The sequence below is a fragment of the Nonomuraea salmonea genome (assembly GCF_042428605.1).
Lineage (GTDB): Bacteria > Actinomycetota > Actinomycetes > Streptosporangiales > Streptosporangiaceae > Nonomuraea > Nonomuraea salmonea.
The window spans coordinates 203,040-227,980 of sequence record NZ_JBHMCF010000003.1 but is presented as its reverse complement, the minus strand read 5'-3'; the positions used below and the strand labels follow the sequence as shown (position 1 = coordinate 227,980).

At 70.8% G+C, this 24,941-nt stretch carries 27 protein-coding genes; 14 read left to right on the top strand and 13 right to left on the bottom strand.

The features are described 5' to 3' along the window. Positions 1-309: 309 nt before the first annotated feature. Both ACFFR3_RS02310 and ACFFR3_RS02305 read left to right on the top strand, forming a co-directional pair. A complete protein-coding gene (locus tag ACFFR3_RS02310) occupies positions 310-735 on the top strand; it encodes a helix-turn-helix domain-containing protein (RefSeq protein ID WP_345397633.1) in 426 nt (141 codons plus the stop codon). A 5-nt stretch (positions 736-740) separates the two neighbouring features. Continuing rightward, positions 741-1,154 (top strand): VOC family protein, encoded by a 414-nt coding sequence (locus ACFFR3_RS02305; protein WP_345397636.1) that lies wholly within the window; start codon positions 741-743, stop codon positions 1,152-1,154. Between the two features lie 45 nt (positions 1,155-1,199). Here the strand turns inward: ACFFR3_RS02305 and ACFFR3_RS02300 are convergent, their stop codons facing one another. The 3 genes from ACFFR3_RS02300 to mce form a co-directional block, all read right to left on the bottom strand. Next, a complete protein-coding gene (locus ACFFR3_RS02300) occupies positions 1,200-2,438 on the bottom strand; it encodes an AI-2E family transporter (RefSeq protein ID WP_345397639.1) in 1,239 nt (412 codons plus the stop codon). Positions 2,439-2,581: 143 nt separating this feature from the next. Continuing rightward, entirely contained in the window at positions 2,582-3,880 is a 1,299-nt protein-coding gene (locus ACFFR3_RS02295) for a DivIVA domain-containing protein (protein WP_345397642.1), read from the bottom strand. A gap of 204 nt (positions 3,881-4,084) precedes the next feature. After that, entirely contained in the window at positions 4,085-4,507 is a 423-nt protein-coding gene (mce, locus tag ACFFR3_RS02290) for a methylmalonyl-CoA epimerase (protein ID WP_364378782.1), read from the bottom strand. 85 nt (positions 4,508-4,592) lie between these two features. On the opposite strand from mce, the gene ACFFR3_RS02285 reads away from it, so the two are divergent. After that, a complete protein-coding gene (locus tag ACFFR3_RS02285) occupies positions 4,593-5,780 on the top strand; it encodes an acetyl-CoA C-acetyltransferase (RefSeq protein ID WP_379482511.1) in 1,188 nt (395 codons plus the stop codon). An 8-nt stretch (positions 5,781-5,788) separates the two neighbouring features. Here ACFFR3_RS02285 and ACFFR3_RS02280 read toward each other — a convergent pair whose 3' ends face one another. The 4 genes from ACFFR3_RS02280 to ACFFR3_RS02265 all read right to left on the bottom strand — a co-directional run bounded on the left by ACFFR3_RS02280 (position 5,789) and on the right by ACFFR3_RS02265 (position 8,716). Beyond that, complete coding sequence (locus tag ACFFR3_RS02280; protein ID WP_345397645.1) at positions 5,789-6,091, bottom strand: hypothetical protein; 303 nt, start codon at positions 6,089-6,091, stop codon at positions 5,789-5,791. A gap of 209 nt (positions 6,092-6,300) precedes the next feature. After that, positions 6,301-6,453 (bottom strand): hypothetical protein, encoded by a 153-nt coding sequence (locus ACFFR3_RS02275; protein WP_345397648.1) that lies wholly within the window; start codon positions 6,451-6,453, stop codon positions 6,301-6,303. A gap of 142 nt (positions 6,454-6,595) precedes the next feature. Then, complete coding sequence (locus ACFFR3_RS02270; protein ID WP_345397650.1) at positions 6,596-7,267, bottom strand: DUF4230 domain-containing protein; 672 nt, start codon at positions 7,265-7,267, stop codon at positions 6,596-6,598. Positions 7,268-7,330: 63 nt separating this feature from the next. After that, positions 7,331-8,716, bottom strand: a complete 1,386-nt coding sequence (locus ACFFR3_RS02265) for a hypothetical protein (RefSeq protein ID WP_364378773.1) — start codon at positions 8,714-8,716, stop codon at positions 7,331-7,333. A gap of 229 nt (positions 8,717-8,945) precedes the next feature. Between ACFFR3_RS02265 and ACFFR3_RS02260 the strand changes: the two genes are divergently transcribed. The 6 genes from ACFFR3_RS02260 (at position 8,946) to ACFFR3_RS02235 (ending at position 14,492) form a co-directional block, all read left to right on the top strand. After that, entirely contained in the window at positions 8,946-9,497 is a 552-nt protein-coding gene (locus tag ACFFR3_RS02260) for a MarR family winged helix-turn-helix transcriptional regulator (protein ID WP_345397656.1), read from the top strand. Then, entirely contained in the window at positions 9,481-10,419 is a 939-nt protein-coding gene (locus tag ACFFR3_RS02255) for a tetratricopeptide repeat protein (RefSeq protein WP_345397659.1), read from the top strand. Before ACFFR3_RS02260 ends, ACFFR3_RS02255 begins: the two co-directional genes overlap by 17 nt. Positions 10,420-10,428: 9 nt before the next feature. Further along, the gene (locus ACFFR3_RS02250) at positions 10,429-11,058 is read left to right on the top strand and encodes a cytidylate kinase-like family protein (protein ID WP_345397662.1); all 630 of its coding nucleotides are present in this window, start codon (positions 10,429-10,431) and stop codon (positions 11,056-11,058) included. A 56-nt stretch (positions 11,059-11,114) separates the two neighbouring features. Next, the gene (locus ACFFR3_RS02245; RefSeq protein WP_345397665.1) at positions 11,115-12,524 is read left to right on the top strand and encodes an NAD-dependent malic enzyme; all 1,410 of its coding nucleotides are present in this window, start codon (positions 11,115-11,117) and stop codon (positions 12,522-12,524) included. Between the two features lie 217 nt (positions 12,525-12,741). Continuing rightward, positions 12,742-13,362, top strand: a complete 621-nt coding sequence (locus ACFFR3_RS02240; RefSeq protein WP_364378766.1) for an RNA polymerase sigma factor — start codon at positions 12,742-12,744, stop codon at positions 13,360-13,362. Beyond that, entirely contained in the window at positions 13,359-14,492 is a 1,134-nt protein-coding gene (locus ACFFR3_RS02235) for a CU044_5270 family protein (protein WP_379482510.1), read from the top strand. The genes ACFFR3_RS02240 and ACFFR3_RS02235 overlap by 4 nt, the downstream gene beginning before the upstream one ends. 15 nt (positions 14,493-14,507) lie before the next feature. Here the strand turns inward: ACFFR3_RS02235 and ACFFR3_RS02230 are convergent, their stop codons facing one another. From ACFFR3_RS02230 to ACFFR3_RS02215, 4 genes are all read right to left on the bottom strand, one after another. Continuing rightward, positions 14,508-15,005, bottom strand: a complete 498-nt coding sequence (locus tag ACFFR3_RS02230; RefSeq protein ID WP_364378760.1) for a hypothetical protein — start codon at positions 15,003-15,005, stop codon at positions 14,508-14,510. 177 nt (positions 15,006-15,182) lie between these two features. Beyond that, positions 15,183-16,733, bottom strand: a complete 1,551-nt coding sequence (locus ACFFR3_RS02225; protein ID WP_379482509.1) for a glycerol-3-phosphate dehydrogenase/oxidase — start codon at positions 16,731-16,733, stop codon at positions 15,183-15,185. Beyond that, complete coding sequence (glpK, locus tag ACFFR3_RS02220) at positions 16,730-18,214, bottom strand: glycerol kinase GlpK (RefSeq protein ID WP_345397674.1); 1,485 nt, start codon at positions 18,212-18,214, stop codon at positions 16,730-16,732. The genes ACFFR3_RS02225 and glpK overlap by 4 nt, the downstream gene beginning before the upstream one ends. An 86-nt stretch (positions 18,215-18,300) precedes the next feature. Beyond that, positions 18,301-19,050, bottom strand: a complete 750-nt coding sequence (locus ACFFR3_RS02215) for an IclR family transcriptional regulator (protein WP_345397677.1) — start codon at positions 19,048-19,050, stop codon at positions 18,301-18,303. 99 nt (positions 19,051-19,149) lie between these two features. Here ACFFR3_RS02215 and ACFFR3_RS02210 point away from each other — a divergent pair, with 99 nt between their 5' ends. Continuing rightward, positions 19,150-19,779, top strand: a complete 630-nt coding sequence (locus ACFFR3_RS02210; protein WP_345397680.1) for a TetR/AcrR family transcriptional regulator — start codon at positions 19,150-19,152, stop codon at positions 19,777-19,779. A gap of 92 nt (positions 19,780-19,871) precedes the next feature. Here ACFFR3_RS02210 and ACFFR3_RS02205 read toward each other — a convergent pair whose 3' ends face one another. Then, complete coding sequence (locus ACFFR3_RS02205) at positions 19,872-20,378, bottom strand: hypothetical protein (protein ID WP_345397683.1); 507 nt, start codon at positions 20,376-20,378, stop codon at positions 19,872-19,874. 111 nt (positions 20,379-20,489) lie between these two features. On the opposite strand from ACFFR3_RS02205, the gene ACFFR3_RS02200 reads away from it, so the two are divergent. Further along, complete coding sequence (locus tag ACFFR3_RS02200; RefSeq protein WP_364378752.1) at positions 20,490-21,068, top strand: YqgE/AlgH family protein; 579 nt, start codon at positions 20,490-20,492, stop codon at positions 21,066-21,068. Positions 21,069-21,094: 26 nt separating this feature from the next. Here ACFFR3_RS02200 and ACFFR3_RS02195 read toward each other — a convergent pair whose 3' ends face one another. After that, positions 21,095-21,718, bottom strand: a complete 624-nt coding sequence (locus tag ACFFR3_RS02195; RefSeq protein WP_364378749.1) for a TetR/AcrR family transcriptional regulator — start codon at positions 21,716-21,718, stop codon at positions 21,095-21,097. 150 nt (positions 21,719-21,868) lie between these two features. On the opposite strand from ACFFR3_RS02195, the gene ACFFR3_RS02190 reads away from it, so the two are divergent. The 3 genes from ACFFR3_RS02190 (at position 21,869) to ACFFR3_RS02180 (ending at position 24,937) form a co-directional block, all read left to right on the top strand. Continuing rightward, complete coding sequence (locus ACFFR3_RS02190; RefSeq protein ID WP_379482508.1) at positions 21,869-23,464, top strand: MFS transporter; 1,596 nt, start codon at positions 21,869-21,871, stop codon at positions 23,462-23,464. A gap of 84 nt (positions 23,465-23,548) precedes the next feature. Continuing rightward, positions 23,549-23,806 carry a DUF3039 domain-containing protein gene (locus ACFFR3_RS02185; protein WP_237101223.1) on the top strand — a complete coding sequence of 86 codons (258 nt, stop codon included), beginning with the start codon at positions 23,549-23,551 and terminating at the stop codon, positions 23,804-23,806. 345 nt (positions 23,807-24,151) lie between these two features. After that, on the top strand, positions 24,152-24,937 hold the full coding sequence (locus ACFFR3_RS02180) for a zinc metalloprotease (protein ID WP_364378742.1): 786 nt from the start codon (positions 24,152-24,154) through the stop codon (positions 24,935-24,937). The last annotated feature ends 4 nt before the right edge of the window (positions 24,938-24,941 follow it).

Here is a 24,941-nt window from a genome sequence, read left to right as displayed (position 1 = left end):
CGCGCCACCCGACGTGCGCACAGAACCGCGCAGCCTGGCCTGAGCACGGGGCTGCGCGGCCTGGCCCGCGCGCGGAATCGCGCCCCCGACCGGGACGTGCGCTTGTGGGGCGGGTGGCTCCTGCCTGGGTGGGCTCTGCCCCATCGCCCTTTGGGGCGGGATGGTGTGGGGTGGGTGGCGTCGGCCGGGTGCGGAGCTGTGCATCCGCCCACCCCCAAGAAGGACGTGCAGTTGTGCGGCGGGGTCTGTTCCCAGGACGTCGGGGTGCGGGGGCCGGGGGTTGTCGGTGGGGTGTGGCATGCTGGCGGCGTGACGCTTGAGGACCTGGTTCGGTTGCGGCGAGCGCGGGATGTGATCAACCGCGACTACGCCGAGCCGCTCGACGTGCCCGCGCTGGCGCGCGTCGCCCTCATGTCGCCAGGCCACTTCTCGCGCAGTTTCCGCGCGGCCTTCGGGGAGACCCCCTACAGCTATCTCATGACGCGCCGCATCGAGCGGGCCAAGGCGCTGCTGCGGCGCGGCGACATGTCGGTGACCGAGGTGTGCTTCGCGGTCGGCTGTACGTCGCTGGGCTCGTTCAGCTCGCGCTTCACCGAGCTGGTCGGCGAGAGCCCGAGCGCCTACCGCGCCCGCGACCACCACGAGCTGGCCGCCGTCCCGTCCTGCTACGCGAAGATCTACCTGCGGCCGGTCCGCCGTCATCCGGGCAAGACCGCCGACCGCCACGTAACGTGACGGGCATGGACATCCGACTCAACACCTGCTTCATCGCGGTCGACGACCACGACAAAGCGCTCGCCTTCTACCGCGACGTCCTCGGCTTGGAGGTACGCAACGACGTCGGCTTCGAGGGCATGCGCTGGATCACCCTCGGCTCGCCGTCCCAGCCCGACGTCAACATCGTCCTCGAGCCACCGCTGGCCGACCCCGACGCCTCGCCCGCCGACCGCCAGGCCATGGCGGAGCTGCTGGCCAAGGGCCTGCTGCGGGCGGTCATCTTCGAGGTCGACGACTGCGACGCCACGTACGAGCGCATCAGGGACGCCGGCGGCGACGTGCTGCAGGAGCCGATGGACCAGCCGTACGGCGTGCGCGACTTCGCCGTCCGAGACCCGGCGGGCAACCTGCTGCGCATCAACCAGGCGGCCAGGTAGCGCGCCCGGTCAGGCAGATCCTGGCGGGGCACCACGACCGTCCGGTCAGGCGCGGTCCTGGCGGGGCACCACGACCTCCCTGATGACCAGCGCGATGGCCGCCGCCACCGGGATGGCCACCAGCGCGCCGACGATGCCGAGCAGCGCGCCGCCGAACAACGCGGCGATCACGGTCACCGCGGGCGTGACGTCGACCGAGCGCTTCATCACCCGGGGATAGACGAAGTAGTTCTCGACCTGCTGGTAGACCACGAAGAAGATGGCGCAGGCGATGCCGGCGGGCAGTGAGTCGAGCAGCGCGACCCCGGTCACGATCACCGCGCCGATCGTGGCGCCGACCAGCGGGATCAGGTCCGTCAGCGCCACGACGAGGGCGAGCGCGAGCGCGTACTGGACGCCGATGATCGACAGGAAGATCCAGGCCAGCACGCCGGCGATCAGGGAGATGAGCACGTTGCCCGCGACGTAACCGCCGATGCCGCCGAGGATCTCCTCGCTCATCGCCCGCGTACGCGCCCGCCGCGAGGCCGGGACGAGCTTGAGCAGATACTCCTTGATCGTGTGCAGCGAGCCGAGGAAGTACAGCATGAGCACCAGCAGCGTCACCGTGGTGAAGACGCCGTTGAGCACCACCAGCCCCGCGCCCATGATGCCGCTGGCCAGCGCCGGCCCCAGTGTGGCCGTCACGAACGTGCGGATCTGGGGGAGTATCTGATAGTCGGCGTCGAGCTGCCGCAACGTCGGATGGTTGCTCAGCTCGGTGATGTAACCAGGCACGGCGTCGACGAACTCGCTGAGCTGCTTGCTGACGGGCGGCACGATCGCCAGCCCGAACAGCACGAACGCCACGATGACGCCGATGAACACGATGGCGATCGCGCCCCGCCTGGCCAGGCCCCGGCGCTGGAGCGCCTCGACCGCCGGGTTGAGCCCGACGGCCAGGAACATCGCGACGACGACCAGGATGATCGTGCTCAGCGAGGCCACGATCATCTGGGCGAGCGCGAGCGCCGTCAGCACGCCTAGCCCGCCGACCAGCCCGAACAGGAACGGGCCGCGCGCCAGCGGCTTCCCCGGCAGTCCGTACGGCGTCTCGCCGCCGTCGGCGCCCTGCTCCCGCGCCTGCTCCCGCGCCTGCTTCCGCGCTGGGGAGCGCTCGAAGTCCTCGTGCCAGGGGCCTCCGGAACCGCCGTCGCGGGAGCCGCCGTCCGCGTCGGGCACGGGATCGGCCGAAGGGGTGCGGGCTTCGTCCCGCTCGGTCGCGGGTCCGGCGTCTGCCGACAACGGGGAACTCCAGAAAGGCTCGGTGACAACGCAGCATGACGGGCTCGTACCGGTTCGTACACGCCCGACGGCAAAGAGAGAGCCTAGCGACCGTGTGATCGCCAGGCTCTCCCCAGCCGTCGTTCAGCCCCCGTGCGCGGTCGTTACTCCTGCCACCACTCCGCGTCGTCCTCGGCCTTGGCCTCAGCCTTGGGAGCGGGCGTCGTCGCCGGAGCGGCCGGCTCGGCGGCCGGTGCCGCGGCGGCGAGAGCGGGCTTCGGCGGAGCCGCGGTGACCGCGGCCTCGGAGGACTCCATGCCCGGCAGCGCGGCGCCGCCGAGGAGCTGGCGGAGCTGGGCCAGGTGGCTGGTGATGCTGTCACGCTGGCGGGTCAGCTCGTCGACCTGGCGCTGCATGGCGGTGCGGGTGCGCTCGGCCTCGTTCTTCGCCTCGGTGACGATGGTCTCGGCGCTCGTCTTGGCCTCGGCCACGATGGTATCGGCGCTCTTGCGGGCGTTGGCGACCAGCTGCTTGGCGTGCAGGTCGGCCTCGCGGCGGGTCTGCTCGGCCTGCTGCGTGGCCTTCGTGGCCCGCGACTCGGCGGTGGCGGCGCGCTGCTCGGCCTCGGCGACCAGCTTCTGTGTGGCGGCCTGGGCGGTGGCGTGGCGCTCTGCCTCCTGGCGCTCGGCCTCCTCGCGGCGGGCGGCGAGCTGGATCTCGAACTCGGCCTCGTCCTGGGCCCGCTTGGCCTCGGACTCCTCCAGCACCCGCTGCGCCTGCGCGCGCATCTCGTCGGCCTGCCGCTTGGCGGTGGTCAGCACCTCGTCGCGCTCGCGCTTGGTCGAGGCCCGCAGCTGGGCGACCTCGCGCTCGGTGGTGGTGCGGAGCTTGGCGATCTCCCGCTCGGCGTCGGCGCGCTTCTCCGCCACCTCGTGGTCGGCGGTGGCGCGCAGCTTGGCGGCCTCGCGCTCGGTGGTGTTGGTCAGCTCGTCGGCCTCGCGGCGGGCGGTGGAGCGGATGTCCTCGGCCTCGCGCTCGGCGGTCGTGCGCATCTCGTCGCTCTCGCGGGTGGCCTGGGCGCGCTTGTCGGCGGCCTCGGCCTCGGCGGCGGCGCGCAGGTCGGCGGCCTCGACCTTGGCGGCGGCCTTGATCTCGTTGGCCTCGGACCTGGCGGCCTGGACGAGCTCGGTGGCCTGCTCCTCGGCCAGGCGGAGCAGCTGCTCGATGCGGGCGCCGAGACCGGAGTAGGTGGGGCGCTCCTGCTCCTGCAGCTGGCGCTGGGAGTCGGACAGGTCGCGCTGGAGGGCGGTGACCTGCTCGCGGGCCTGGCGGAGCTCCCCGTCGAGCTGCTTGAGATGGTCGTGGACCTGGTGCCGGTCGTAGCCGCGCAGCACCACGTCGAACTCGCGTGCTGGGGCGTCCTCGAAGAAGTTGTTGAGCTGGGCGTCGATGTCGGACTGCATGGAGGCTCGATCCTGGGTTGTCGAGACGGCTACACGGGCCGGACGGGGGGTTCGGGGCATCCGTACCAGGAGCCTGTGCCTCTCGGCAGGCCCCATGTCCGGTGGAAGGTCAAGCGTACTCCGCTGGTGCCGCGTGCGAAGCCCCGTCCAACTTTCTGCGTGACTAGTTACATATGAACGGTTTTTACGTTTTGTGGTGGTTTGCTATCGCTTGGCCGCTTGGACCAGCTCTGTAAGCATTCCGCCCACGTCCTTGGGATGCAGGAACGCGATTTCCGAGCCCATCGACCCGTGCCTGGGACGCTCGTCCAGGAGTCTCACACCTTTCTCGCTGATCTGGGACATGGCATCGGCGACGTCGGGCACCCCGAATGCCACGTGATGGACGCCCTCGCCCCGCTTAGCCAGGAATTTTCCCACAGGCGAGTCGTCGGAGAGCGGCTCGAGGAGCTGAATGTAGGAGCCCCCGCCTTCGCCGTCGGCGATGTGCAGCATGGCCTCCTTCACCCCTTGCTCCTCGTTGACCTCCCTGGCGACGACCTCCAGTTCGAACAGGCGGGAGAACAGCTCGATCTTCTCCTCGAGGTCGCGGCAGGCGATCCCTATGTGGTCGATACGCAGGAACATGTGTGGTCCACCTCCATGGCGAGCGGTGTCGTACCCGTGGGTATGGTGTCAAAGACCCGACGCGCGAGCACAGGAGGCCGTTGTCATGTCAGGTTCCGTCATCGTCGCCGGAGCTCGCACCCCCATCGGCAGGCTGCTCGGTTCGCTGTCCGGGCTGCAGGCCGTCGAGCTCGGCGGCATCGCCATCAAGGCGGCGCTGGAGCGGGCCGGGGTCGCGCCCGACGCGGTCGAGTACGTCATCATGGGCCAGGTCCTCCAGGCCGGCGCCGGGCAGATCCCCTCACGCCAGGCCGCCGTCAAGGCCGGCATCCCGATGACCGTCCCCTCCATCACGATCAACAAGGTGTGCCTGTCGGGCCTCGACGCCATCGCGCTGGCCGACCAGCTCATCAGGGCGGGCGAGTTCGACATCGTGGTGGCCGGCGGCATGGAGTCCATGACCAACGCGCCCCACCTGCTGCCGGGGCTGCGCAGGGGCGTCAAGTACGGCGGGTCGGAGGTCGTCGACTCGATGGCGCACGACGGCCTGTTCTGCGCGTTCGACCAGTGCGCGATGGGCGAGTCCACCGAGCGCTACAACGCCAGGCTCGGCATCGGCCGCGAGGAGCAGGACGACCTGGCGGCCCGTTCACACCAGCTCGCCGCCGCCGCGATCAAGAACGGCGTCTTCGAGGACGAGATCGTCCCCGTCGAGATCCCGCAGCGCAGGGGCGAGCCGGTCGTCGTCAAGGAGGACGAGGGCGTACGCGGTGACACCACCGCCGAGACGCTCGCCAAGCTCCGCCCCGCCTTCGCCGCCGACGGCACGATCACTGCGGGCTCCGCCTCCCAGATCTCCGACGGCGCCTGCGCGGTCGTCGTCATGTCGAAGTCGAAGGCCGAGGAGCTGGGGCTGCCCTGGCTGGCCGAGATCGGCCGCCACGGCAACGTCGCGGGCCCCGACGCGTCCCTGCAGTCGCAGCCCGCCAACGCCATCAAGCACGCCATGGCCAGGCAGGGCGTCACGGCCGACGACCTCGACCTGGTGGAGATCAACGAGGCGTTCGCCAGCGTGGTGCTCCAGTCGGTCAAGGAGCTGGGCGTGCCGCTCGACAAGGTCAACGTCAACGGCGGCGGCATCGCGCTCGGCCACCCGATCGGCGCGTCGGGCGCCCGCATCGTGCTCACGCTGGCCCACGAGCTGCGCCGCAGGGGCGGCGGGCTGGGCGCGGCCGGTCTGTGCGGTGGCGGCGGCCAGGGCGACGCGCTGCTGATCAGCGTCCCCAGGTCCTGAGCCCGATGTCAGGGGTCGGGCTCCGTCGTCATGCGGACGTCGGCGGCGTCGCCGGTGGTGATGACGCCTGAGTTGTCGCCCTTGACGACCACGGAGCCTGGTCCGGAGCCCGGTCCAGGACCTGTGGGCGGGTCGCCGCGGACGACGCCGTACACCGAGACTCCCAGCCCGGCCAGGCCGACGAACGCGCCGATCACCCCGGCCAGTTTGTCGGCCTCGTCCAGCCCCGCCCGCGCGACGTAGACGACCAGCCCCGCCAGGGCGACGACCGCGACCGCGGAGCCGCTCCACACCAGTGCGCGCCTGCTCATACCGGCATCATCCTCCGTACACGGACGATCGCACAATGTGACGGCAGATGGGCAGACGCGAAGCCCCGGTCCGCCAGGAACGGGACCGGGGCCTCGTGATGCCGTCTCCCTGAGCCCGACCAGGATTCGGGCTGGAACGCGGCCGCCCCGCTAAGGGGGCGCTTCAGCCCGGCCGCGAGGGAGGGTGCGGCCGGGCTGCTTGTGGGCGGTCATGAGGACAGCAGACGGGCGAACACCGAGCGGTGCCGGCGCTCGGCCGGCCGCTCCTGCCCCGCCTCGCGTGCGCGGCGGTGCTCGGCGGCCGCGCGGCGCAGTTCGGAGGCGTGGTGCTGCATGACGGTGTATTCGAGTTCGGCGTGCATCCGAGTGCTCCTTCGGTTCGTTCCCTGCACTCTCAAGACTCCGCCTAAGGCCCCCATCCGCACATCGGGCGGATGTCCTATCTCTCGGCACAGGCGCGGACGGTAAGTACTTAGACGGGTGCGAGGAACGCCTAAGGCGCCTCTAGGGCTCGTCGGTGAACTTCACCGTGACCTTCGTGAAGCCCAGCGACCTGAGCATGCCGGACAGCATCGCCTTGGTGTTGGCGTCGGCCCTGGCCCGCAGGTCGCTCGCCACGGCCGCCTCGGAGATCTTCTTCTCCGCCAGGAGATAGAGCTCGCGCTGGTCGGCGGGGGAGCCGGACAGGAAGTCGCTCACCCGGTCGAACAGGCCGCGCTGGTGGGCGAAGACGTAGGAGCGGTTGTTGTCCAGGTTCGGCTTCTCGAGCTGCGCGCGCGGCACGCGTACGGTGGCCTCGGTGCGGTCCTGCGACACCGTCACGCCGTTCGTGGCGAGCGTCGAGAAGTCCACGTACGCGTCCACGCCGCCCGCTCCGACGAACAACGTGCGCGTGCCCTTGATGGCGTCCGGCAGGAAGGCGGCGTCCTTCTCCAGGTCGACGACCACCTGGAAGTTCCCCGTCGCGGCCTCGAACCTGCTCAGGTCCTTGATGGACTGCAGCAGCACCGGCTGGCTGCGGTCGATGGTCCGCTCGCCCAGCGGGTCGAGCCACGACCAGGCCAGCCGCCCGGCCACCACCAGCAGCACCGCCACGACCAGCAGGCCCGCCGCGAGCCGCCACCACCGGCGCCGCCCCGAGGCCACCGCGGGCGGCGTCGTCTGGGAAGTCGTCATGCGAGCATGACTACCCGCTGGGCGATCATCAGTGCCCGCCCTATGGTGACAACTTGGCTCCTTTTAGGAGACGTCCCCGGTGTTCGCCACCGAACTGACCCCGCCCGCACCGGGCGTCTGCGGCGCCGACCTGGCGGAACCGCCGGGCGTTGGGTAGACGGGGTAGACGTGGCTCGACTCAGGGGTCGGGCGCACCGACGGGGTCATGCCCGCCTGCGCGGGGCCGCCGCCGAAGTGGGTGCTCGACAGCCGGCAGCCCTGGAAGTCGGTGTAGAACATGCGCAGCCACTCGCGGCGCTGCGGCTCGCTCAGCGAGGAGAACCACTGGGTCGCGTACTGGTGCTCGGGCAGCGGGGTGCCCGGCAGCGGCTCGCCGCGCAGCCAGGCCGTGACGATCTGGCGGTAGCCCTCGGCGACCGTGGTGGGGCAGCGGGGCGCGAGCGACTCGACGTACTCGTACGCCGCCTCCTCGGCGAACCCCGCCGACAGGTCGGGCACGTGCACGGGGGCCAGCCCGTTGGCCGGCTTGAGCGCGTCGTCCAGCGGGCGCTGCTCCACCCGCGTGAACGCGGCGGGCGTGCCCGCGAGCCGCGAGGCGATCTGCGTGAACGCCGCCCCCAGCTCGGTCAGCCCCGCCCGCATGCCGGGATGCACGCACACGGTGATCGGCCACTCCTGGCAGCTGTAGGCGATGTCCACCGCCGCGGCCGGCTTCGCCTGGGTCAGCACCCGTGAGACGCCCATGCCGGCCGCTAGCACGGCGAGCAGCGCACACGCCAGCACCATGGCCTGCCTGGTCACCAGCGCCGCCCAGCCGAGCAGCAGCGCGGCGGTGAGGCCGAGCAGCCAGATCGTCTGGTCGAAGAACGGCGCCCCGCTGAGCCCCTGGAACAGGTCATACGGCTCGCCGGTGCCCGGCGCGAGCTTGTCGGCCCACCCGCGGTCGTCGGCCAGCCATGAGAACACCCCGTAGCAGGCCAGACCCGCGATCGGCGGCGTGTACGGCTTCGGCACCACCCATCCGGCCACCCACCCGATCACCGAGTAGAGCGCCAGCCCCGCCATGCCCATGCCGAGCCCCGACAGGCTGAGCCGGCCGGCCTGGTCGGTGAGCACCGTCTTGACGGCGAGCACCAGCACCGTAGCGCCGAACGAGCCCAGCACCACCACCACGATCGCCAGCGGCGCCTTGAGCGCCCGCCACGTCGTGAGTGAGCGCCCGCGCAGCGCGCGGCGCTTGCGCAGCGCCACCCAGGCGGCGAAGGCCGCGGCGACGGGCCCGGTCAGCCGGAGCGAGCCGATGACCGCGGCCACGATGTTCTCCCACGCGTCGACACCCGGGATCAGGACGTTCCACGCCGCGATCAGGCCGACAGCAAGCAGGACGGCAACCGTGACGGCCGCGCTGTGCTTCAGCTCCTCCCGTGAAACGCCCGCGTGCTCACGCACCCTTGTCCCCGTTGACGTTCATCAAGCACCCCCCGTGCCCCTAGGCGATGCGGCCGCCGCGCGGTCCTGGCCCGTCCCCACAGGCCGTGAACTTGGCGTCCGCGTCACCATACGTACGAGAACCATAACTGAGCGTGATGATTGACGTCCGGATTCTTGGTCAAGCAAAGAGAGCTGTCGCTGAGCGTAATCAGACGAACCGGGATGACCGGCGCGCTACCGTATCGCTGTGTCGCAGCCGAAGCCGCTCAACCTGCCGTTCGACCCCATCGACCGCGCCGCGGAAAGCTGGCGCGCTCACTTCGGACCTTCCTCCGCCATGGCCGCCGTCACCTCGATCATGAGAGCGCATCAGATCCTGCTGTCGCAACTTGACTCGCTCCTGAAGCCATACGACTTGACCTTCGCCAGATACGAGGCGCTGGTGCTGTTGACCTTCAGCAGGACGGGCGCGCTCCCGCTGTCCAGGATCGGCGAACGTCTCATGGTTCATCCCACGAGCGTGACGAACACGGTGGACAGGCTGGAGAAGTCCGGGTTCGTGACGCGTCGCCCCAACCCCCGCGACGGCCGCGGCGTGCTCGCCGAGATCACCGAGGCCGGCCGCGACGTCGTGCGCCGCGCCACCGCCGACCTCATGGCCGCCGAGTTCGGCCTGTCGATGTACGCCGAGGACGAACTCAGCCAGATGTTCGACCAGTTGCGCACGCTACGGGTGGCGGCGGGTGACTTCCCGGCTTCGTCCATGCGGCAAGATGAAGGGCATGGCGGACTTCTCTAAGCCCGGGTCACTCTACGGAGCGATAGACCTGGGCGCGCGCAAGCAGGCTCTTGAGGCGCAGGCCCGGCGGGAGGCGGCAGGTCCCCAGGCGGCGTCGGCCTCAGTCGTCGATGTGACCGAGGAGACGTTCACGGCCGATGTCATCGAGCGCTCGATGACCGTGCCGGTCGTCCTCGACCTCTGGTCGCCGCGGGCTCCTGGCAGTGCCCAGCTCAGCCCGGTGCTGGAGAAGGTCGTCGGCGACCTGGGCGGCAAGGCCGTCCTGGCGAAGGTCAACGTCGATGCCAGCCCGCAGATCGCCCAGGCGCTGCGCGTGCAGGCCGTGCCGACCGTGCTGGCGATCTTCCAGGGCCAGGCCGTGACCGGCTTCCAGCAGGTGCTGCCCGAGCAGGAGGTGCGGCGCTGGCTCGACGAGCTGATGGGCGCGGTCGAGCAGTTCTACCAGGCCAACCCCGGCGCCAGGCCGCCGGAGGCCGAGGGCGGCGAGCCCGAGGCGCAGGCCGGCCCGCCGGCCGACCCCGACCTGGTGGCGGCCGAGCAGGCCATCGACGCGGGCGACTACGACGCGGCGATCGCGGCCTACGAGCGGCTGCTGGCCCGCGCGCCCGGCGACGAGGACGCGAAGATGGGGCTGGCGGGGGTCAGCCTGATCAAGCGCACGGCCGAGGCCGACCCCGCCGAGGTGCAGCGGCGCGCCCAGGATCCCGACGACCTCGACGCCCAGCTCATGGCCGCCGACCTCGAGATGCTGTCCGGCTCGGTCGACGAGGCGTTCAACCGCGTCATCGCCGTGGTCAAGCGCACCTCGGGTGACGACCGTGACCGGGCGAGAAAGCATTTGCTGGGGCTTTTCGACGCCTTGCCGGCCGAAGACCCATCTTTGGCGAAGGCGCGTAGGGCATTGGCGAGCGCCCTGTTCTAACCTGGGGATATGCGGGTCGTCACCATATCGGCGACATACGGCACGGCCGGCAACCAGATCGGCCCGGCCGTGGCCGAGCGGCTCGCCGTGCCCTTCGTCGACCGGGCCATCCCCAGCGCGGTGGCCCAGCAGCTGGGCTGCACGCTGGAGGAGGCGCTGGCCCACGACGACCGCGCCGAGCACGGCCTCGGCCGGCTGTTCTCCGGGGCCATGCGGCTGCCCACGGTGACGTTCGGCGGCGTCGACATGTACGTCCCCGGCGCGATGCCGCTCGCGCCCGAGGAGTTCGTCCGCCACACCGAGCGGCTGCTCAAGGAGATGGCCGGCGACCAGGGCGGCGTGTTCCTCGGCCGGGCGGGCGCGGTGGTGCTGGCCGACCATCCAGGCGCGCTGCACGTCCGGCTCGACGCGCCGCTCACGCGGCGCGTCAGGCAGACGGCCACGCTCGCCGAGCTGAGCGAGCGCGAGGCGCGGCGCGTCATCGAGGACAACGACCGGGCAAGGACCGCGTACGTACGCCACTTCTACCGCGTCGACCCGGCCGATCCGTGCCAATATCACCTGGTTCTCGACAGCACCACCATTCCCGTGACGACGTGCGTCGAGCTGATCGTCCTGGCCGCCGAGGCACTGGGTTGACCGAAAGCCCCCTAACATGGGAGGCATTCTTGGTCAGTCCCGAAGGAGCGATTGACGTGGCGACCGTCCCGAGTGTGTCGTACTCCATCACCGTGCGGCTCGAGGTGCCCGCAGGCGGCAAGGCCGTCAGCCTGCTCACCCACGCCGTAGAGTCGGCTGGGGGCGTCGTCACCGCCCTCGACGTCACCAACGCGGGGCACGAGAAGCTCCGCATCGACGTGACCTGCGCGGCCAGGGACACCGACCACGCCCAGGCCATCGTCGACCAGCTCGAGGCCGTCGAGGGCGTCGTCATCCACAAGGTGTCCGACCGCACGTTCCTCATGCATCTCGGCGGCAAGATCGAGATGAAGTCGAAGGTGCCGCTGCGCAACCGCGACGAGCTGTCCATGGCGTACACGCCGGGCGTGGCGCGCGTATCGATGGCGATCGCGCGCAACAAGGAGGACGCGCGGCGCCTGACCATCAAGCGCAACACCGTGGCCGTCGTCACCGACGGCTCGGCCGTGCTGGGCCTCGGCAACATCGGGCCTGAGGCGGCGCTGCCGGTCATGGAGGGCAAGGCGGCGCTGTTCAAACGCTTCGCCGGCATCGACGCCTGGCCGATCTGCCTCGACACCCAGGACGTCGACGAGATCGTCCGCACCGTGCAGGTCATCGCGCCCGGGTTCGGCGGCATCAACCTCGAGGACATCGGGGCGCCGCGCTGCTTCGAGGTCGAGCGCCGGCTGCGCGAGCTGCTCGACATCCCGGTCTTCCACGACGACCAGCACGGCACCGCCATCTGCGTGCTCGCGGCGCTCACCAACGCGCTGCGGGTGGTCGACAAGAGCATCGAGACCGTCAAGATCACCATGGCGGGCGCGGGCGCGGCGGGCAACGCCGTGCTGCGGCTGCTGCTGGCGGCCGGCGCCCGCAACGTCGTCGTCTGCGACTACCTCGGCGCCGTCCACAAGGGGCGCGACGACCTCGACGAGTCGCTGCGCTGGATCGCCGACCACACCAACGCCGAGGGCTACGCCGGCGACCTGCGCGGCGCGGTCAAGGGCGCCGACGTGTTCGTGGGTGTCTCCGCGCCCGGCATCCTCACCGGCGACGACATCGCCGCGATGGCCGACAACCCGGTCGTGTTCGCGCTGGCCAATCCCGAGCCCGAGGTCTCGCCCGATGAGGCCCGCGAACACGCCGCCGTGGTCGCCACCGGGCGCTCCGACTACCCCAACCAGATCAACAACGTGCTGGCCTTCCCCGGGGTGTTCCGCGGGCTGCTCGACGCGCAGGCCACCGAGGTGACGCAGGAGATGCTGCTGGCCGCCGCCGGCGCGCTCGCCGCCGTCGTCACCCCCGAGGAGCTGGGGCCCAACTACATCATCCCCAGCGTCTTCCACCCCGACGTCGCCACCGCGGTTGCCGCCGCCGTCCGCGAGTCGGCCGGTGGCCGCGCCCGCGGCTTCACCGAGGCCTGACCTCCCGGGCCGGGGCGCCAGGTGACCGCCCCGGACCCGCCTCGCGAGCGTTTCTCTCCTCCAGCCCGACCCGCCCACCGAACCTGGGCCGGTCGGGCTGTGTGCTTGCCGCACAGGCGCGGTGAATTCAGGGGGAACGGTGAAGTCAGGGGGAAGGCGACGGCGGCCTGCGGGCAACAACAGGTGACCGACGTCCCGCCGATCACGAGGCCTCGCCATGAATGAGCCGCACCTGGCCGACCCCCCGGACACCGCCTCACCGTCGCAGGACGACGCCGGGGCGATCGAACGGTCCTGGCAGGAGCCCGAGCGTTTCGGCGCCGTCTTCGACGCGCACTACGCGGAGATCCACCGGTACGCCTCCCGCAGGCTCGGCCCGCAGGCCGCCGACGACGTCTGCGCCGAGACGTTCGCCCTGGCCTTCCGCGAGCGCCGCCGCTACGACCTGCGCCGTCGCAGCGCCCGTCCCTGGCTCTACGGCATCGCGACCAACCTCATCAGCCGGCACCGGCGCGACGAGGCACGCCTTCTCCGCGCCGTGGACCGGCTGCGACCGGGGGCGAAGCCGATCGGCGGCCACGAGGAGGAGGTGACGGCGAAGGTGAGCGCGCAGGCCGTCAAAGGCGCCCTGGCCAGGGCCATCGCCGCCCTGCCCGCGGACCAGCGTGACGTGCTGCTGCTGGTGGCGCTCGCCGGGCTGAGGTACGAGGAGGTGGCGCAGGCGCTGGACGTGCCCTTCGGCACGGTCTCCTCGCGGCTCAACCGGGCGCGCAAGAAGCTGCGCAAGGCGCTGGGCGGAACGAATCCGCTGCTCGACGAGGAAGAGGCACAGCGATGAACGACCTGCATCTCGTACGAGGGGTCTACGACGACCCGCCCCCGCCCTCCGACCAGGCCACCGCGGCCGCCCGCGCCAGGATGCTGAGCCAGGACGACACCGCACGGCCGCGCTCCCGCCGTGCCTGGCGCCTGCCCGTCGGCCTGCTGGCCGCCGCCACCGCCGCCGCCACCGCCGCGGCCGTCGTCGCGGGTGTGACGCTCACCACCGGCGCCCCGCCGCCGCGGACGGGCGTGCAGGCCGTGCCCGCTGACGCCCGGTCGCCGCGCGGCATGATGCTGGCCGCCGCCTCCCAGGCGGAGCGGCAGCGGCAGGGCCCTTACTGGTACTCCCACCAGCGCACCGCCTTCGCGACGCTCGCGCGCGGCAGGACCGGCGGGTACGTCGTGGAGGAGCGCCACGAGTACTTCATGTGGACGGGACGCGCCCGCGGCGACGGCAATTCCTTCTACGGCCGTACGTTCGCGGGCGGGCCCCAGACCGGCGCGGACGCCGACGCCTGGCGCGCGGCGGGTTCCCCGTCGAGCTGGACGGTGCGCTCGTCGGGCGTGACCAGGACCGTCAGCGCGACGTCCGGTGCCTGGCAGGAGGACGATCCGGACGACCAAGGTGGCGGCGTCTTCCACATCCCCGGCCTCGGCCAGTTCACCTATCAGGAGCTCCAGGAGCTGCCCACCGACTCAGCAGGGTTGTACGAGCTGCTGTGCGAGGGCTCGGTCAGGTTCCTCGGCGGCGGGTCGGGGGCGCCGAAGCGTTGCGACAAACCAAAGAAGGTGCTTGACCAGGCCTTCTCCGTCCTCACCGGCACACCCGTGCCGCCCAAGGTGCGAGCCGGTCTCATGCGCCTGATCACCGACTATCCGGGCGTGCGGCGGCTGGGCGCCGTCACGGATCCGCTCGGCCGTCCCGCGGTCGGCCTCGCGGCCTCGTTCGAAACCGCTGACGGGCGCGGCACCCTCCAGGAGGAGGTGCTCTTCGACCAGCGGACCGGCAAGGTCCTCGGCCGTCGCCACGTCCAGCTCGAACCCGGCCCCAACAGCGAGAAGTGGCAGGTTCCCGGCAGGACGCTGGACTCCTGGCTGATCATGGACTCGGGCTGGAGCGACGCCAAGCCCGCCCTTCCCGGCTAGGGCGTCCCGTGGTGCTCAGGAGGTGGGGATGGCGGTGGTCAGCGCGGGCATCAGGCGGTAGCTCTCCTGGAAGACCAGGTTGTGGGCGTCGGCGGCGGCGATCGCGCGGAGCAGGTCGAGCTGCCCCGCCGCGTCGGACTCGTCGAAGACGTTCAGCGGCCAGTCGCCGACCGTGTTGCCGCGCAGGTGCGGGTGGTGGAAGTCGCAGCCGAAGTGGGCGACGACCGCGATCGGCTGCTCGCCGGCGGCGCGTTGTTCGGGCCACGTGAGCGACCACATCGCGTTGAGCCCGCCCTCCCTCGACCGGGTGACGCCGCTCGCGACCACCTCCCCGGTGCCGAGCAGCAGGTCGGCGTTCGCCTCGTCGAGCGCCCTGCGCGCCACCGGGTCGAGCAGCTCGACGGCTCGGGCGAAGAGGCGTTCCTTGTTGTCCCGCGTGACGGCCTGGCCGTGCACGCCGTCGCGCAGGTCCGTGAAGTGCCTGATCAGGGCTTCGTTCATCGGTGTACGCATGCCCTCCCTCTGCCCTGTCCTGGCCCCGCGCCACCTTTGTTCAGGTGCGACTCCCTCTGCAGAGAAGCTCTATGCACGAGTCGCGAAAAGGTGCTCGCGGAGTTACAAGTTTCGCTGATCCGGTCGAAGTGCGACACCGCCCCGGCCGCTGTTCCTCCGCCAGGCGACCACGTGACCTCACCCCAGCAGGGCGGCGATCCGCTCCCGCACCTCGGGCGTGTCGAGGCCCCGGACGGTCAGGGTCGTGCGGCGGCGTACGACGTCGTCCACCGTGGCCGCCCACTCGTGGTCACGGGCGTAGACCGCCTGCGCCCAGATGTCGGGCCCGTCGGGGTGGATGCGCTCGCCGAGCGCCGGGTCCTCGCGGATGAGCCTGGCCAGGTCGAACGCGATCGAGCCGTAGTGGGTGGCGAGGTGCCTGGCGACCAGCGGGTCCATGCGGGCGTCGCGGTCGCGGTCGGTCCACAGCCGCAGCGCCACCGCGTCGGGGCTGGCCAGGCCGGGCAGCGGCACCGCGGGCAGGATGTCGGCCAGGTCGTCGCCGAGCGGCCGGCCGGGCAGGTGGGCGAGGGTGCCGAGCACGTGCTTGCCGATGTGCCGGTACGTCGTCCACTTGCCGCCCGCCACCGACAGCATGCCGCCCGAACCCCTGCTCAGCAGGGTCTCCCGCTTGGCGGCGGTCACCTCCTTCGGCCCGCCGGGCAGCACCCGCAGGCCGGCGAAGGCGTAGGTGATGTCCTCGCGCCTGAGCTGGGCGTCGCGTACGGAATGGCCGGCCTCGTCGAGGATCTGCGCGATGTCGGCCTCGGTCGGGCGGACGTCGGCGGGGTCGCCCTCGTACGCCTCGTCCGTCGTGCCGAGCAGCAGGTGGTCCTCCCACGGGATGGCGAACGACACCCGGTACTTGTCGATCGGCGTGGTCAGCGCCGCCTTCCACGGCTCGTGCCGGCGCAGCACCAGGTGGGCTCCCTTGGACAGCCGGATGCTCGGCGCGGCGCCCGGGTCCTCCATGCGCCGCAGGTGGTCGACCCACGGCCCGGTGGCGTTGAGCACGAGCCTGGCCGACACCCCGAACTCGGCCCCGTCGAGCCGGTCGCGCAGCTCGGCGCCCGTCACGGTGCCGCCCGTCTTGCGCAGGCCCACGACCTGGGCGTGGTTGAGCACGGTGGCGCCCGCGTCCACGGCCGCGCGTACGGTCATCACGGCCACGCGGGAGTCGTTCATCTGGTGGTCGCCGTAGACGGCGGCGCCCCGCAGCCCCTCCGTACGCAGCGCCGGCACCTTGGCGAGGGCCTGATGCGGCGTGATCACCTTGCCCATGCCGTCGCCGAACACCGACAGCGCCGAGTACAGGAACACGCCCGCGCCCAGCTTGGCCGCGCCGTGCGGACCGCCCTTGTAGATGGGCACCAGGAAGGTCAGCGGCTTGACCAGGTGCGGCGCGATGTCGGCGGCCAGGGCCCGGCGCTCGCGGTGGTTCTCGGCCACCAGCTTGACGTTGCCGGTCTGCAGGTAGCGCAGGCCGCCGTGGACGAGCTTGGACGAGGCGCTGGAGGTGGCGCCGGCGAAGTCGCCCGCGTCCACCATCGCCACCCGCAGCCCGGCCTGCGCGGCCATCCAGGTCACCGAGGTGCCGAGGATGCCGCCGCCGATCACCAGCAGGTCGAAGGTGGTGGTGGAGAGCTCCTGCCGGACCTGCGCCCGGTCGGTGCCGATCGTGGTCGTCATGCGGTCTCCTCCTGCTCGACCCAGTCGAGGGTCCTCGCCACGGCCTTCTTCCAGTTGCGGTACTCGCGCTCGCGGACCTCCTCGTCGATGGCCGGTCGCCACTCGGCCGCCTTGTGCCAGTTGGCGCGCAGGCTGTCGAGGTCGGGCCAGTAGCCGGTGGCCAGCCCGGCGGCGTACGCGGCGCCGAGCGCGGTCGTCTCCGACACCATCGGCCTGATCACCGGCACCGCCAGCACGTCGGCCAGCATCTGCATGAGCAGGTTGTCGGCCGTCATGCCGCCGTCGGCGCGCAGCGTCGTCAGGTCGAGCCCCGAGTCGGCGTTCATGGCGTCCACGACCTCGCGGGTCTGCCACGCGGTGGCCTCCAGCACGGCCCGCGCGATGTGCCCCTTCGTCACGAACCCGGTCAGCCCCGCGATCACGCCGCGCGCGTCGGAGCGCCAGTGCGGCGCGAACAGCCCCGAGAAGGCCGGGACGAAGTAGCAGCCGCCGTTGTCGTCCACGGTCTTGGCGAGGGTCTCGATCTCGGCCGCGCTGGAGATCAGGCCCAGGTTGTCGCGCAGCCACTGCACCAGCGAGCCGGTGACCGCGATGGCGCCTTCCAGCGCGTACGTGGCCGGTCCTTCGCCGATCTGGTAGCCCACGGTGGTCAGCAGGCCGTGCTTGGAGACGACCGGCTCGTGCCCGGTGTTCATCAGCAGGAAGCTGCCCGAGCCGTACGTGCTCTTCACCTCGCCGGGGGAGAAGCAGGTCTGGCCGAACAGGGCCGCCTGCTGGTCGCCCAGCGCCGACGCCACCGGCACGCCCGCCTCCGTGTGCCCGTAGACCTCGGCCGACGGCCGGATCTCCGGCAGCATCGCGCGCGGCACGCCGAGCGCGGCCAGCAGCTCGTCGTCCCAGGACAGGGTGTGGATGTTCATCAGCATCGTGCGGCTGGCGTTGGTCACGTCGGTGATGTGGCGGCCGGTGAGGTTCCACAGCAGCCAGCTGTCCATCGTGCCGAACAGCACCTCGCCGCGCTCGGCGCGCTCGCGCAGGTCGTACGCGTCGAGCAGCCAGCGGATCTTGGGCCCGGAGAAGTAGGTGTGCAGCGGCAGCCCGGCCCGCTCCCTGAACAGCGGCTCCTGCTCGGCCAGCGACCGGGTGAGCGCGTCGGTGCGGGTGTCCTGCCAGACCACGGCGGGGCAGACCGGGCGGCCGGTGGCGCGGTCCCACAGCACGGTGGTCTCGCGCTGGTTGGTGATGCCGAGCGCGGCGATCTGCCCGTCGTCGATGCCGGCCCCGGCCACCGCCTCGGCCAGCACGCCGCGCACGGACTGCCAGATCTCGTCGGCGTCGTGCTCGACCCAGCCGGGGCGGGGGAAGATCTGGCGGTGCTCGCGCTGGGCGACGGAGATGATGTGGCCGCCCTCGTCGAAGACGATGCACCGGCTGGACGTGGTGCCCTGGTCGATGGCTGCGATGTACTGGGGTGCAGGCACGGGGTTCCTCGCTAGTGCTGCTGGTTCGACATTGTCGAACGGTCTGCCGAACGAATGCTATGTGGTCGCTGGTAGGTGTTCAAGTGTCATCTGGCCAGGTCACGGCTTATCGCCCGGGCCGCGTCGCGGACGTAGGAGACGAACTCCATGTGCAGCTCGCCGCCGGGAGCCAGCCGCTCGACGGCGCCGCGGATGCCGATCGCGCCCACGACGATGCCGCGCGGGTCCTTGATGGGCGCGGCGATGGCCACCTCGCCCTCGGTCAGCTCCTCCATCTCGCACGCCCAGCCGCGCGACCTCACCCGGTCGAGCTCCGCCGCCAGCGCGGCGGGATCGGCCAGCGTGTGCTTGGTGTAGGGCTCCAGAGGGGCGGCGGGCGGCTCGTCGTACGGGTCGTAGGCGAGCAGCACCTTGCCGAGCGCGCTGGCGTGCACCGGCAGATATGTGCCCACCTGGAGGGTCTGCATGCTGTCGTCGGGCCTGAAGACGTGGTGGATGACCAGCACGTGGTCCTCGTGCAGGGTGCCGATCCAGGCGCTCTCCCTGCTGCGGCCGGCCAGTGCGTCGGCCCAGTTGATCGACCTGCCGCGCAGCTCGTTGACGTCGAGGTAGCTGCTGCCGAGGTGGAGCAGCGTGGCCCCGAGGCGGTACTTTCCCGTCGCCTGGTCCTGCTCGACGAACCCGACGCGCACCAGAGTCCGCAGGATGCCGTGTAGCGTCCCCTTCGGCAGGCCCAGGGCTCTGGCCAGTTCGGCGACCCCGAGCTGTCTCGGGCCGGAGGCGAGCAGCCGCAAAATCGCGGCGGCTCGTTCGACGGACTGAATCGTCTCTCCCACAGGAGCGACACTAGCGCAATTTCGTTCGGTAATGCCGAACGGACTGCTAATGAAACAAGAGTTTCGATAATATGGTCGGCTACACGGCGAGGAGACTCGATGGACCAACCCTCCCGTTCCGCGGGAACCGTACGGCCGGGTGGCCGTACCGCGCGGGTGCGCGCCGCCGTCCTGGAAGCCACCCAGGACGCGCTGGTCGAGCACGGCTTCCACGCGTTGACCATGGATCAGATCGCGGCCAGGGCGGGCGTCGGCAAGACCACCGTCTACCGGCGCTGGGGAAGCCCCGCCGGCCTCGTGACCGATCTCATGAACGAGTTCGCCAACCAGTCCTCGCCGCACGCCGACACCGGAAGCATCGAGGGCGACCTGCGGGCCAACGCGCTGATGGTGATGGAGGCGCTCAACGACCCGCGGCTCGGTGTCACACTCCAGGCCGTCATCGCGGCGGCCACCAGCGACGAGCAGGCGGCGCTCGCGCTGCGCACCTTCTACCTGCGCCGCATCGACGAGTGGGCCACCGTCGTGGAGCTGGCCGTCGCCAGGGGCGAGCTGCCCCAGGGCACCCATGCGGAGGAGCTCATCAGGGCCGTCTCCGCGCCGCTCTACTACCGGCTGGTCGTCACGCGCGAGCCGGTCACGCGGGAGGTCGCGGAGGCGTCCGTGGCCCGCGCGCTGGCCGCCGCCAGGGCGGGAGCCTTCGTGACCGCAGGAGACCGCTCCCCTTAGGACGAGCTCTCCTTGGGACGAGCTCTCCTTGGGACGAGCTCTCCTTGGGACGAGCTCTCCTTGGGACGCGTTCTCCTTGGGACGGGCTCTCCTTAGGACGAGCGCGGCCAGATCGAGCCGTACCACCACAGGATCCCGCCCATCACCACCATGCCGCCCGCCGTCGCGAGCTTGGCCAGGAGATCGGTGGGCGGGCCCGTGAACGGCAACTGCTTGCGGTGGTGACCCCACGGGCAGTCGTTCTCCAGCCGGGTGGAGTCGATCAGCGTCTCGGGGGCGCTGTCGCTCACCGAGAACGCCTCGATCTCGGCGCCGCTGCCCCTTGCCACCCGTACGTGCCGGACGATCGTCTTGCGCGCCGGGATCGAGCCGCTGGCCACGCTGACCCCGTCGGACTTCAGGTCGAACCTGGCCAGCTGGCGGGTCTGGTTGTGCAGGCGTACGGTGGCGCGGCCCGTACGGCAGGCCACGCCGTCCACCGTCATCGTGAACGGGTCGCCGGTGTCGGACCCCGGCCAGGCGTGGGCCGGCAGCGTCAGGAAGAGCAGGAAAGCCCCCAAGGGGAGGCAGACCATGACGAGCCGAGTACCGATGCGCATGTGCTCCTCCCGAATGTGATCTTCGCTACCTAAAGTTCCCAAGCGTGTACGAAAAGTAACATGGGGGGCTCGGGGGAGCGCGCACCCCACCGGAGCCTTCATGATGGAGGTATGGCGGAAGCGATCTACGTCGGCGGTTTGTTGGTGGCGACGCCGCTTCTCGACGACCCCAACTTCCGGCGTAGCGTCGTGCTCATCCTCGAACACGACCACGACGGCGGCACCCTGGGCGTCGTGCTCAACAGGCCGAGCGACATCTCGGTGACCCAGGTCCTGCCGGTCTGGGATCCGCTGGTGACCGGGCCGCCGGTGCTGTTCGAGGGCGGGCCCGTACAGACCGACAGCGCGCTCGCGCTGGCCGCGGTGCCGAGCGGCGAGGAGCCGCTGGGCTGGCGCCGGCTGCACGCGGGCACCGATGCGGTGTCCAGGCTGGGCACGGTCGACCTCGACGCGCCCCCCGAGATCCTCCAGGGCGAGATCGCCCAGATGCGGATCTTCGCCGGCTACGCGGGCTGGACGTCGGGACAGCTGGAGAGCGAGATCGCCGAAGGGGCCTGGTACATCGTCGACTCCGAGGTCGGCGACACCTTCCACGCCGACCCGTCCTCCCTGTGGCGCCAGGTGCTGCGCCGCCAGCCCGGGGAGCTGGCGTTCGTGGCGACCTGCCCCGATGACCCGACGATGAACTGACGACCCGACGATGGACTGAGGCCGCGTCAGGGCTGCTGGTCCCACCCGGGCCGCAGGCAGCGCTCGGTCAGCTCCAGCGTCTGCGCCATCCGCTCCTTGATCTCCGCCATCGGGGCGTCGCGGCGCGGGCACTCGAACCCGACCCGCATGGTGGACATCGCGAACGCCACGATCAGGTGAGCGAGCTGGTCCTCGTCGGGGTCGGTGCCGCGGCGCGCGGCGACCTTCTCGGCCAGCCGCCGCTCGGTCTCGGCGCCTCTGGCCGCCGAGAGGCCGACCAGGTGCGGGTGTGACTCGAACAATCTGCGAAGCTTGAGGAACCTCTCCGCGTCCTCGGGCGTTGACTCATCCAGGTCGGCGAGCAGGGCGCGCAGTCCCCACATGAGCGAGGCGAATGGCGGCTCGTCGTGCGGGCGCTCGGTCAGGGCGTCGAGCATGATCTCCTCGCCGTGGTCGTGAAACCACAGCACCAGGTGATCCTTGCTGGTGAAGTAGCGGAAGAAGGTGCGGGGGGAGATCTCGACGGCCCCCGCGATCTGCTCCACGGTGGTCGATTCGTATCCTTGTTCGAGGAAGAGGTCGAGCGCCGCGTCGAGGATCGCCAGGCGCGTCTTCTCCTTCTTGCGTTCCCGCAGACCCACGGTCGTCATCTCCTCGACACAAAGCTGTCATAGTGTGCCATAAGTCATAGCCCGCCGTCTTTAAGTCAGTTGTGAAGTGTCACCCTGTGCCATAGATTACCGGAGGCTTAGGACTTTTTTGCCCCGGTGTGGGGCGATCTGTGGAAATAGGGGGACTTAATGGCTCACGCGAAGGCGGTCGACGCACCGTCATCGCCCGGCCCGGCCGGCACGGGGACCGGGGGCAACCCGTGGCTCGTTCTGCTGGCGGTCAGTCTGGGCGTCATCATGGTGATGCTCGACGGCACGGTCGTCGGCATCGCCAACCCGGTCATCCAGACGGACCTCAAGGCGTCGCTTTCCGACCTGCAGTGGGTGACCAGCGGCTATCTGCTGGCGCTCGCGGTCTTCTTGATCACCGCCGGCAAGCTCGGTGACCTGTTCGGGCACAAGCGCGTCTTTCTCATCGGTGTGGGGGGCTTCGCCGTCTCGTCGGTGGGCATCGGCTTCAGCGCCGAGCTCGCCGACGTCGTTCCCGGTGTCACGCCCATCGGCGCGCTGATCGGCCTGCGGGTGCTGCAGGGCCTGTTCGGCGCCCTGCTGCAGCCCGCCGCCCTGGCGCTGCTGCGCAGTGCGTTCCCCGGGCCGAAGCTGAACCAGGCGATGGGTGCCTGGGGCGCCATCATCGGCCTGTCCAGCGCGGCAGGACCGATCGTGGGCGGCCTGCTCGTCGGCGGCGGCAACTGGGAGTCGGTCTTCTTCATCAACGCCCCCGTGGGCGTCATCGCCCTGGTCATGGGCATCATTTTGATCAAGGAGAACCGCGCCAAGAGCCTGGCCAGGATCGACTGGCTCGGTGTGGTGCTGCTGTCCGGCGCGATGTTCTCGCTGGTCTGGATGATCATCAAGGCCCCCGACTGGGGCTGGGGCGACAGCACGACGCTGACCTTCCTCGCCGTGTTCGTGGTGCTCATCGGCCTGTTCATCTTCTGGCAGAGCCGCGCGAGCCAGCCGCTGGTGCCGCTGTCGCTGTTCGCCAACCCGTCCATCTCCATCGGCACGTTCCTGATGATGATGGTCGCCTTCGCGATGTTCGGCGCGATGTTCTTCCTGGGCTTCTTCTTCCAGGGCGTGCACGGGCTCGAGCCGCTGGACGCCGGCCTGCGCATGCTGCCGATGAGCGCGGGCATGATCGTCGCCTCGCCGCTGGCCGGCATGATGCTGAGCAGGTTCGGACCGAAGATCACCATGGCGGGCGGCCTGCTGATCACCGCGTTCGCGATGTTCCTCATGTCGCGGCTCGGCATCGACGCCTCGTTCATCGAGAGCGGCATCCCGTTCGTGCTGCTGGCCTTCGGCCTCTCGCCCGTCTTCGTGGGCGCCACCGAGATCATCGTCGGTAACGCTCCCGTCGAGCTGAGCGGCGTCGCCGGTGGCGTGCAGCAGTCGGCCATGCAGGTCGGCGGCGCGCTCGGCACCGCGATCCTGGGCGCCGTGATGGCGTCCGAGATCTCCAGCAATATGCCCGGCTACCTCGGCCCGATCGCCCAGCAGATCCCGCCGGAGCAGATGACGGCGCTGGAGAAGGCCGCCGCCTTCGGCGCGGCGCCGCCCGGGCTGCCCGAGCCCGTCGTCAGCGCCGTGCACAACTCCTTCATGGACGGCATGCACCTCGCCTTCGTGGTGAGCACCTGCATCGCGGTGCTGACCGCCGCGCTGACGATGTTCGTCAGGGCCGGCAGGAAGACCGAGGGCGCTCCCGTCCACATGGGCTGATCGCTTCTCACCTACGGCCTCCGTCCCTCGCGGGCGGGGGCCGTCGCGCTGTGCGGGGTCCTGGGCGGGCATAAACTCGATGGGGTGAGCACGAAGATCCTCCCCGAGCAGGAGACCACTCCGCGGACGTCGCACGGCGACGGCGATCACGAGCGGTTCGCCCACTACGCGGACAAGCACAAGATCACCGAGAGCATGGTGACCGGCACGCCCATTCGCGCCCTGTGCGGCAAGATCTGGGTGCCCAGCCGCGACCCCAAGAAATATCCGGTCTGCCCGGAGTGCAAGGAGATCTACGAAGGTCTGCCTCCCGGCGGCGGCGAGGGCGACGACAAGCAGTGAGTGTTGCTGTGCGCTAATCCCCACACGGAGGGTTACGGTCTGTAGCCAGATCGTCTCAAGCCGTGGGGGATATGCATGGTCCGGCGCGCGACCGCCGTCTCGTTGGCATGCCTGCTCGCCGCCGGGCTCATCCCGCCGCTTCCTGACGGATCGGCGGCGGGCGCCGGCGCCGCGCTGAGGTCGGGGGCCGCGCCGGCGGATCGGTGCGCGGGGGGACAACACGCCGAGCAGCACCCCAGGCACCACGCAGGGCAGCACGCCGAGTATCGCGCTGGACACCCCGCGGGGCAGCACGCCGAGCCTCGCGCTGGACGCCACGCCGAGCCCCACACTGGGCAGCGTCCGATGCCCGGTCCTGCCCGCGCGCCCGTGCCGCGCTCGCCCAAGCCGGAAGACGTCGCCAAGGTCGTCGGCGAGCTCGGCCGCCGCCTGGCCGGGGTCACCCCGCCGACCCACATCACCGTGCCCACGCGCGTGCACGTGATCGCCTCGGGCCCCGACCGCCAGGTCTCCGAAGAGACGGTCAAGGCCCAGATCGAGGTGCTCAACGCCGCGTACGCCGGCAAGTTCGGCGGCGTCGACACCGGCGTGCGCTTCCGCCTCGACACCATCTCCGTCCGGCGCAGCGCGGCCTGGTTCACCGACCCCGTCGGCAACGAGAAGGTCATGAAGAAGGCCCTGCACGAAGGCGGGGCCGACACGCTCAACCTCTACATCGCCCAGCTCAGCGAGCTGATGCTGGGCTTCGCCAGCTACCCCTACTGGTACGCCGGCGCCCCCGCGCTCGACGGCGTCGTGATCGACTGGCGCAGCCTGCCGGGCGGCGCGATGACGAACTACAACCAGGGCTTCACCGGCGTCCACGAGATCGGCCACTGGCTCGGCCTGTTCCACACGTTCGAGAACGGCTGCCGCGAGCCCGGCGACGGCATCGACGACACGCCGGCCGAGGCCAGGCCCACCGAGGCGTGCCCGCAGGACAAGGACACCTGCGCCGACCGGCCGGGCAAGGACCCGGCGCACAACTTCATGGACTACGCCCACGACCGCTGCATGTGGGAGTTCACCGCAGGCCAGGCTCACCGCATGCACGAGATGTGGGCCGCGTTCCGGGCCTCGTCCGCGACCTGAACGG

Excerpts from the sequence above, each read along its gene's own strand:
- ACFFR3_RS02305 (WP_345397636.1), top strand. The coding sequence starts at position 741 with ATGGACATCCGACTCAACACCTGCTTCATCGCGGTCGACGACCACGAC.
- ACFFR3_RS02295 (WP_345397642.1), bottom strand. The coding sequence starts at position 3,880 with ATGCAGTCCGACATCGACGCCCAGCTCAACAACTTCTTCGAGGACGCC.
- mce (WP_364378782.1), bottom strand. The coding sequence starts at position 4,507 with ATGTTCCTGCGTATCGACCACATAGGGATCGCCTGCCGCGACCTCGAG.
- ACFFR3_RS02285 (WP_379482511.1), top strand. The coding sequence starts at position 4,593 with ATGTCAGGTTCCGTCATCGTCGCCGGAGCTCGCACCCCCATCGGCAGG.
- ACFFR3_RS02280 (WP_345397645.1), bottom strand. The coding sequence starts at position 6,091 with ATGAGCAGGCGCGCACTGGTGTGGAGCGGCTCCGCGGTCGCGGTCGTC.
- ACFFR3_RS02275 (WP_345397648.1), bottom strand. The coding sequence starts at position 6,453 with ATGCACGCCGAACTCGAATACACCGTCATGCAGCACCACGCCTCCGAA.
- ACFFR3_RS02270 (WP_345397650.1), bottom strand. The coding sequence starts at position 7,267 with ATGACGACTTCCCAGACGACGCCGCCCGCGGTGGCCTCGGGGCGGCGC.
- ACFFR3_RS02255 (WP_345397659.1), top strand. The coding sequence starts at position 9,481 with ATGGCGGACTTCTCTAAGCCCGGGTCACTCTACGGAGCGATAGACCTG.
- ACFFR3_RS02250 (WP_345397662.1), top strand. The coding sequence starts at position 10,429 with ATGCGGGTCGTCACCATATCGGCGACATACGGCACGGCCGGCAACCAG.
- ACFFR3_RS02240 (WP_364378766.1), top strand. The coding sequence starts at position 12,742 with ATGAATGAGCCGCACCTGGCCGACCCCCCGGACACCGCCTCACCGTCG.
- ACFFR3_RS02235 (WP_379482510.1), top strand. The coding sequence starts at position 13,359 with ATGAACGACCTGCATCTCGTACGAGGGGTCTACGACGACCCGCCCCCG.
- ACFFR3_RS02230 (WP_364378760.1), bottom strand. The coding sequence starts at position 15,005 with ATGCGTACACCGATGAACGAAGCCCTGATCAGGCACTTCACGGACCTG.
- ACFFR3_RS02225 (WP_379482509.1), bottom strand. The coding sequence starts at position 16,733 with ATGACGACCACGATCGGCACCGACCGGGCGCAGGTCCGGCAGGAGCTC.
- ACFFR3_RS02210 (WP_345397680.1), top strand. The coding sequence starts at position 19,150 with ATGGACCAACCCTCCCGTTCCGCGGGAACCGTACGGCCGGGTGGCCGT.
- ACFFR3_RS02205 (WP_345397683.1), bottom strand. The coding sequence starts at position 20,378 with ATGCGCATCGGTACTCGGCTCGTCATGGTCTGCCTCCCCTTGGGGGCT.
- ACFFR3_RS02200 (WP_364378752.1), top strand. The coding sequence starts at position 20,490 with ATGGCGGAAGCGATCTACGTCGGCGGTTTGTTGGTGGCGACGCCGCTT.
- ACFFR3_RS02195 (WP_364378749.1), bottom strand. The coding sequence starts at position 21,718 with ATGACGACCGTGGGTCTGCGGGAACGCAAGAAGGAGAAGACGCGCCTG.
- ACFFR3_RS02190 (WP_379482508.1), top strand. The coding sequence starts at position 21,869 with ATGGCTCACGCGAAGGCGGTCGACGCACCGTCATCGCCCGGCCCGGCC.
- ACFFR3_RS02180 (WP_364378742.1), top strand. The coding sequence starts at position 24,152 with ATGCCCGGTCCTGCCCGCGCGCCCGTGCCGCGCTCGCCCAAGCCGGAA.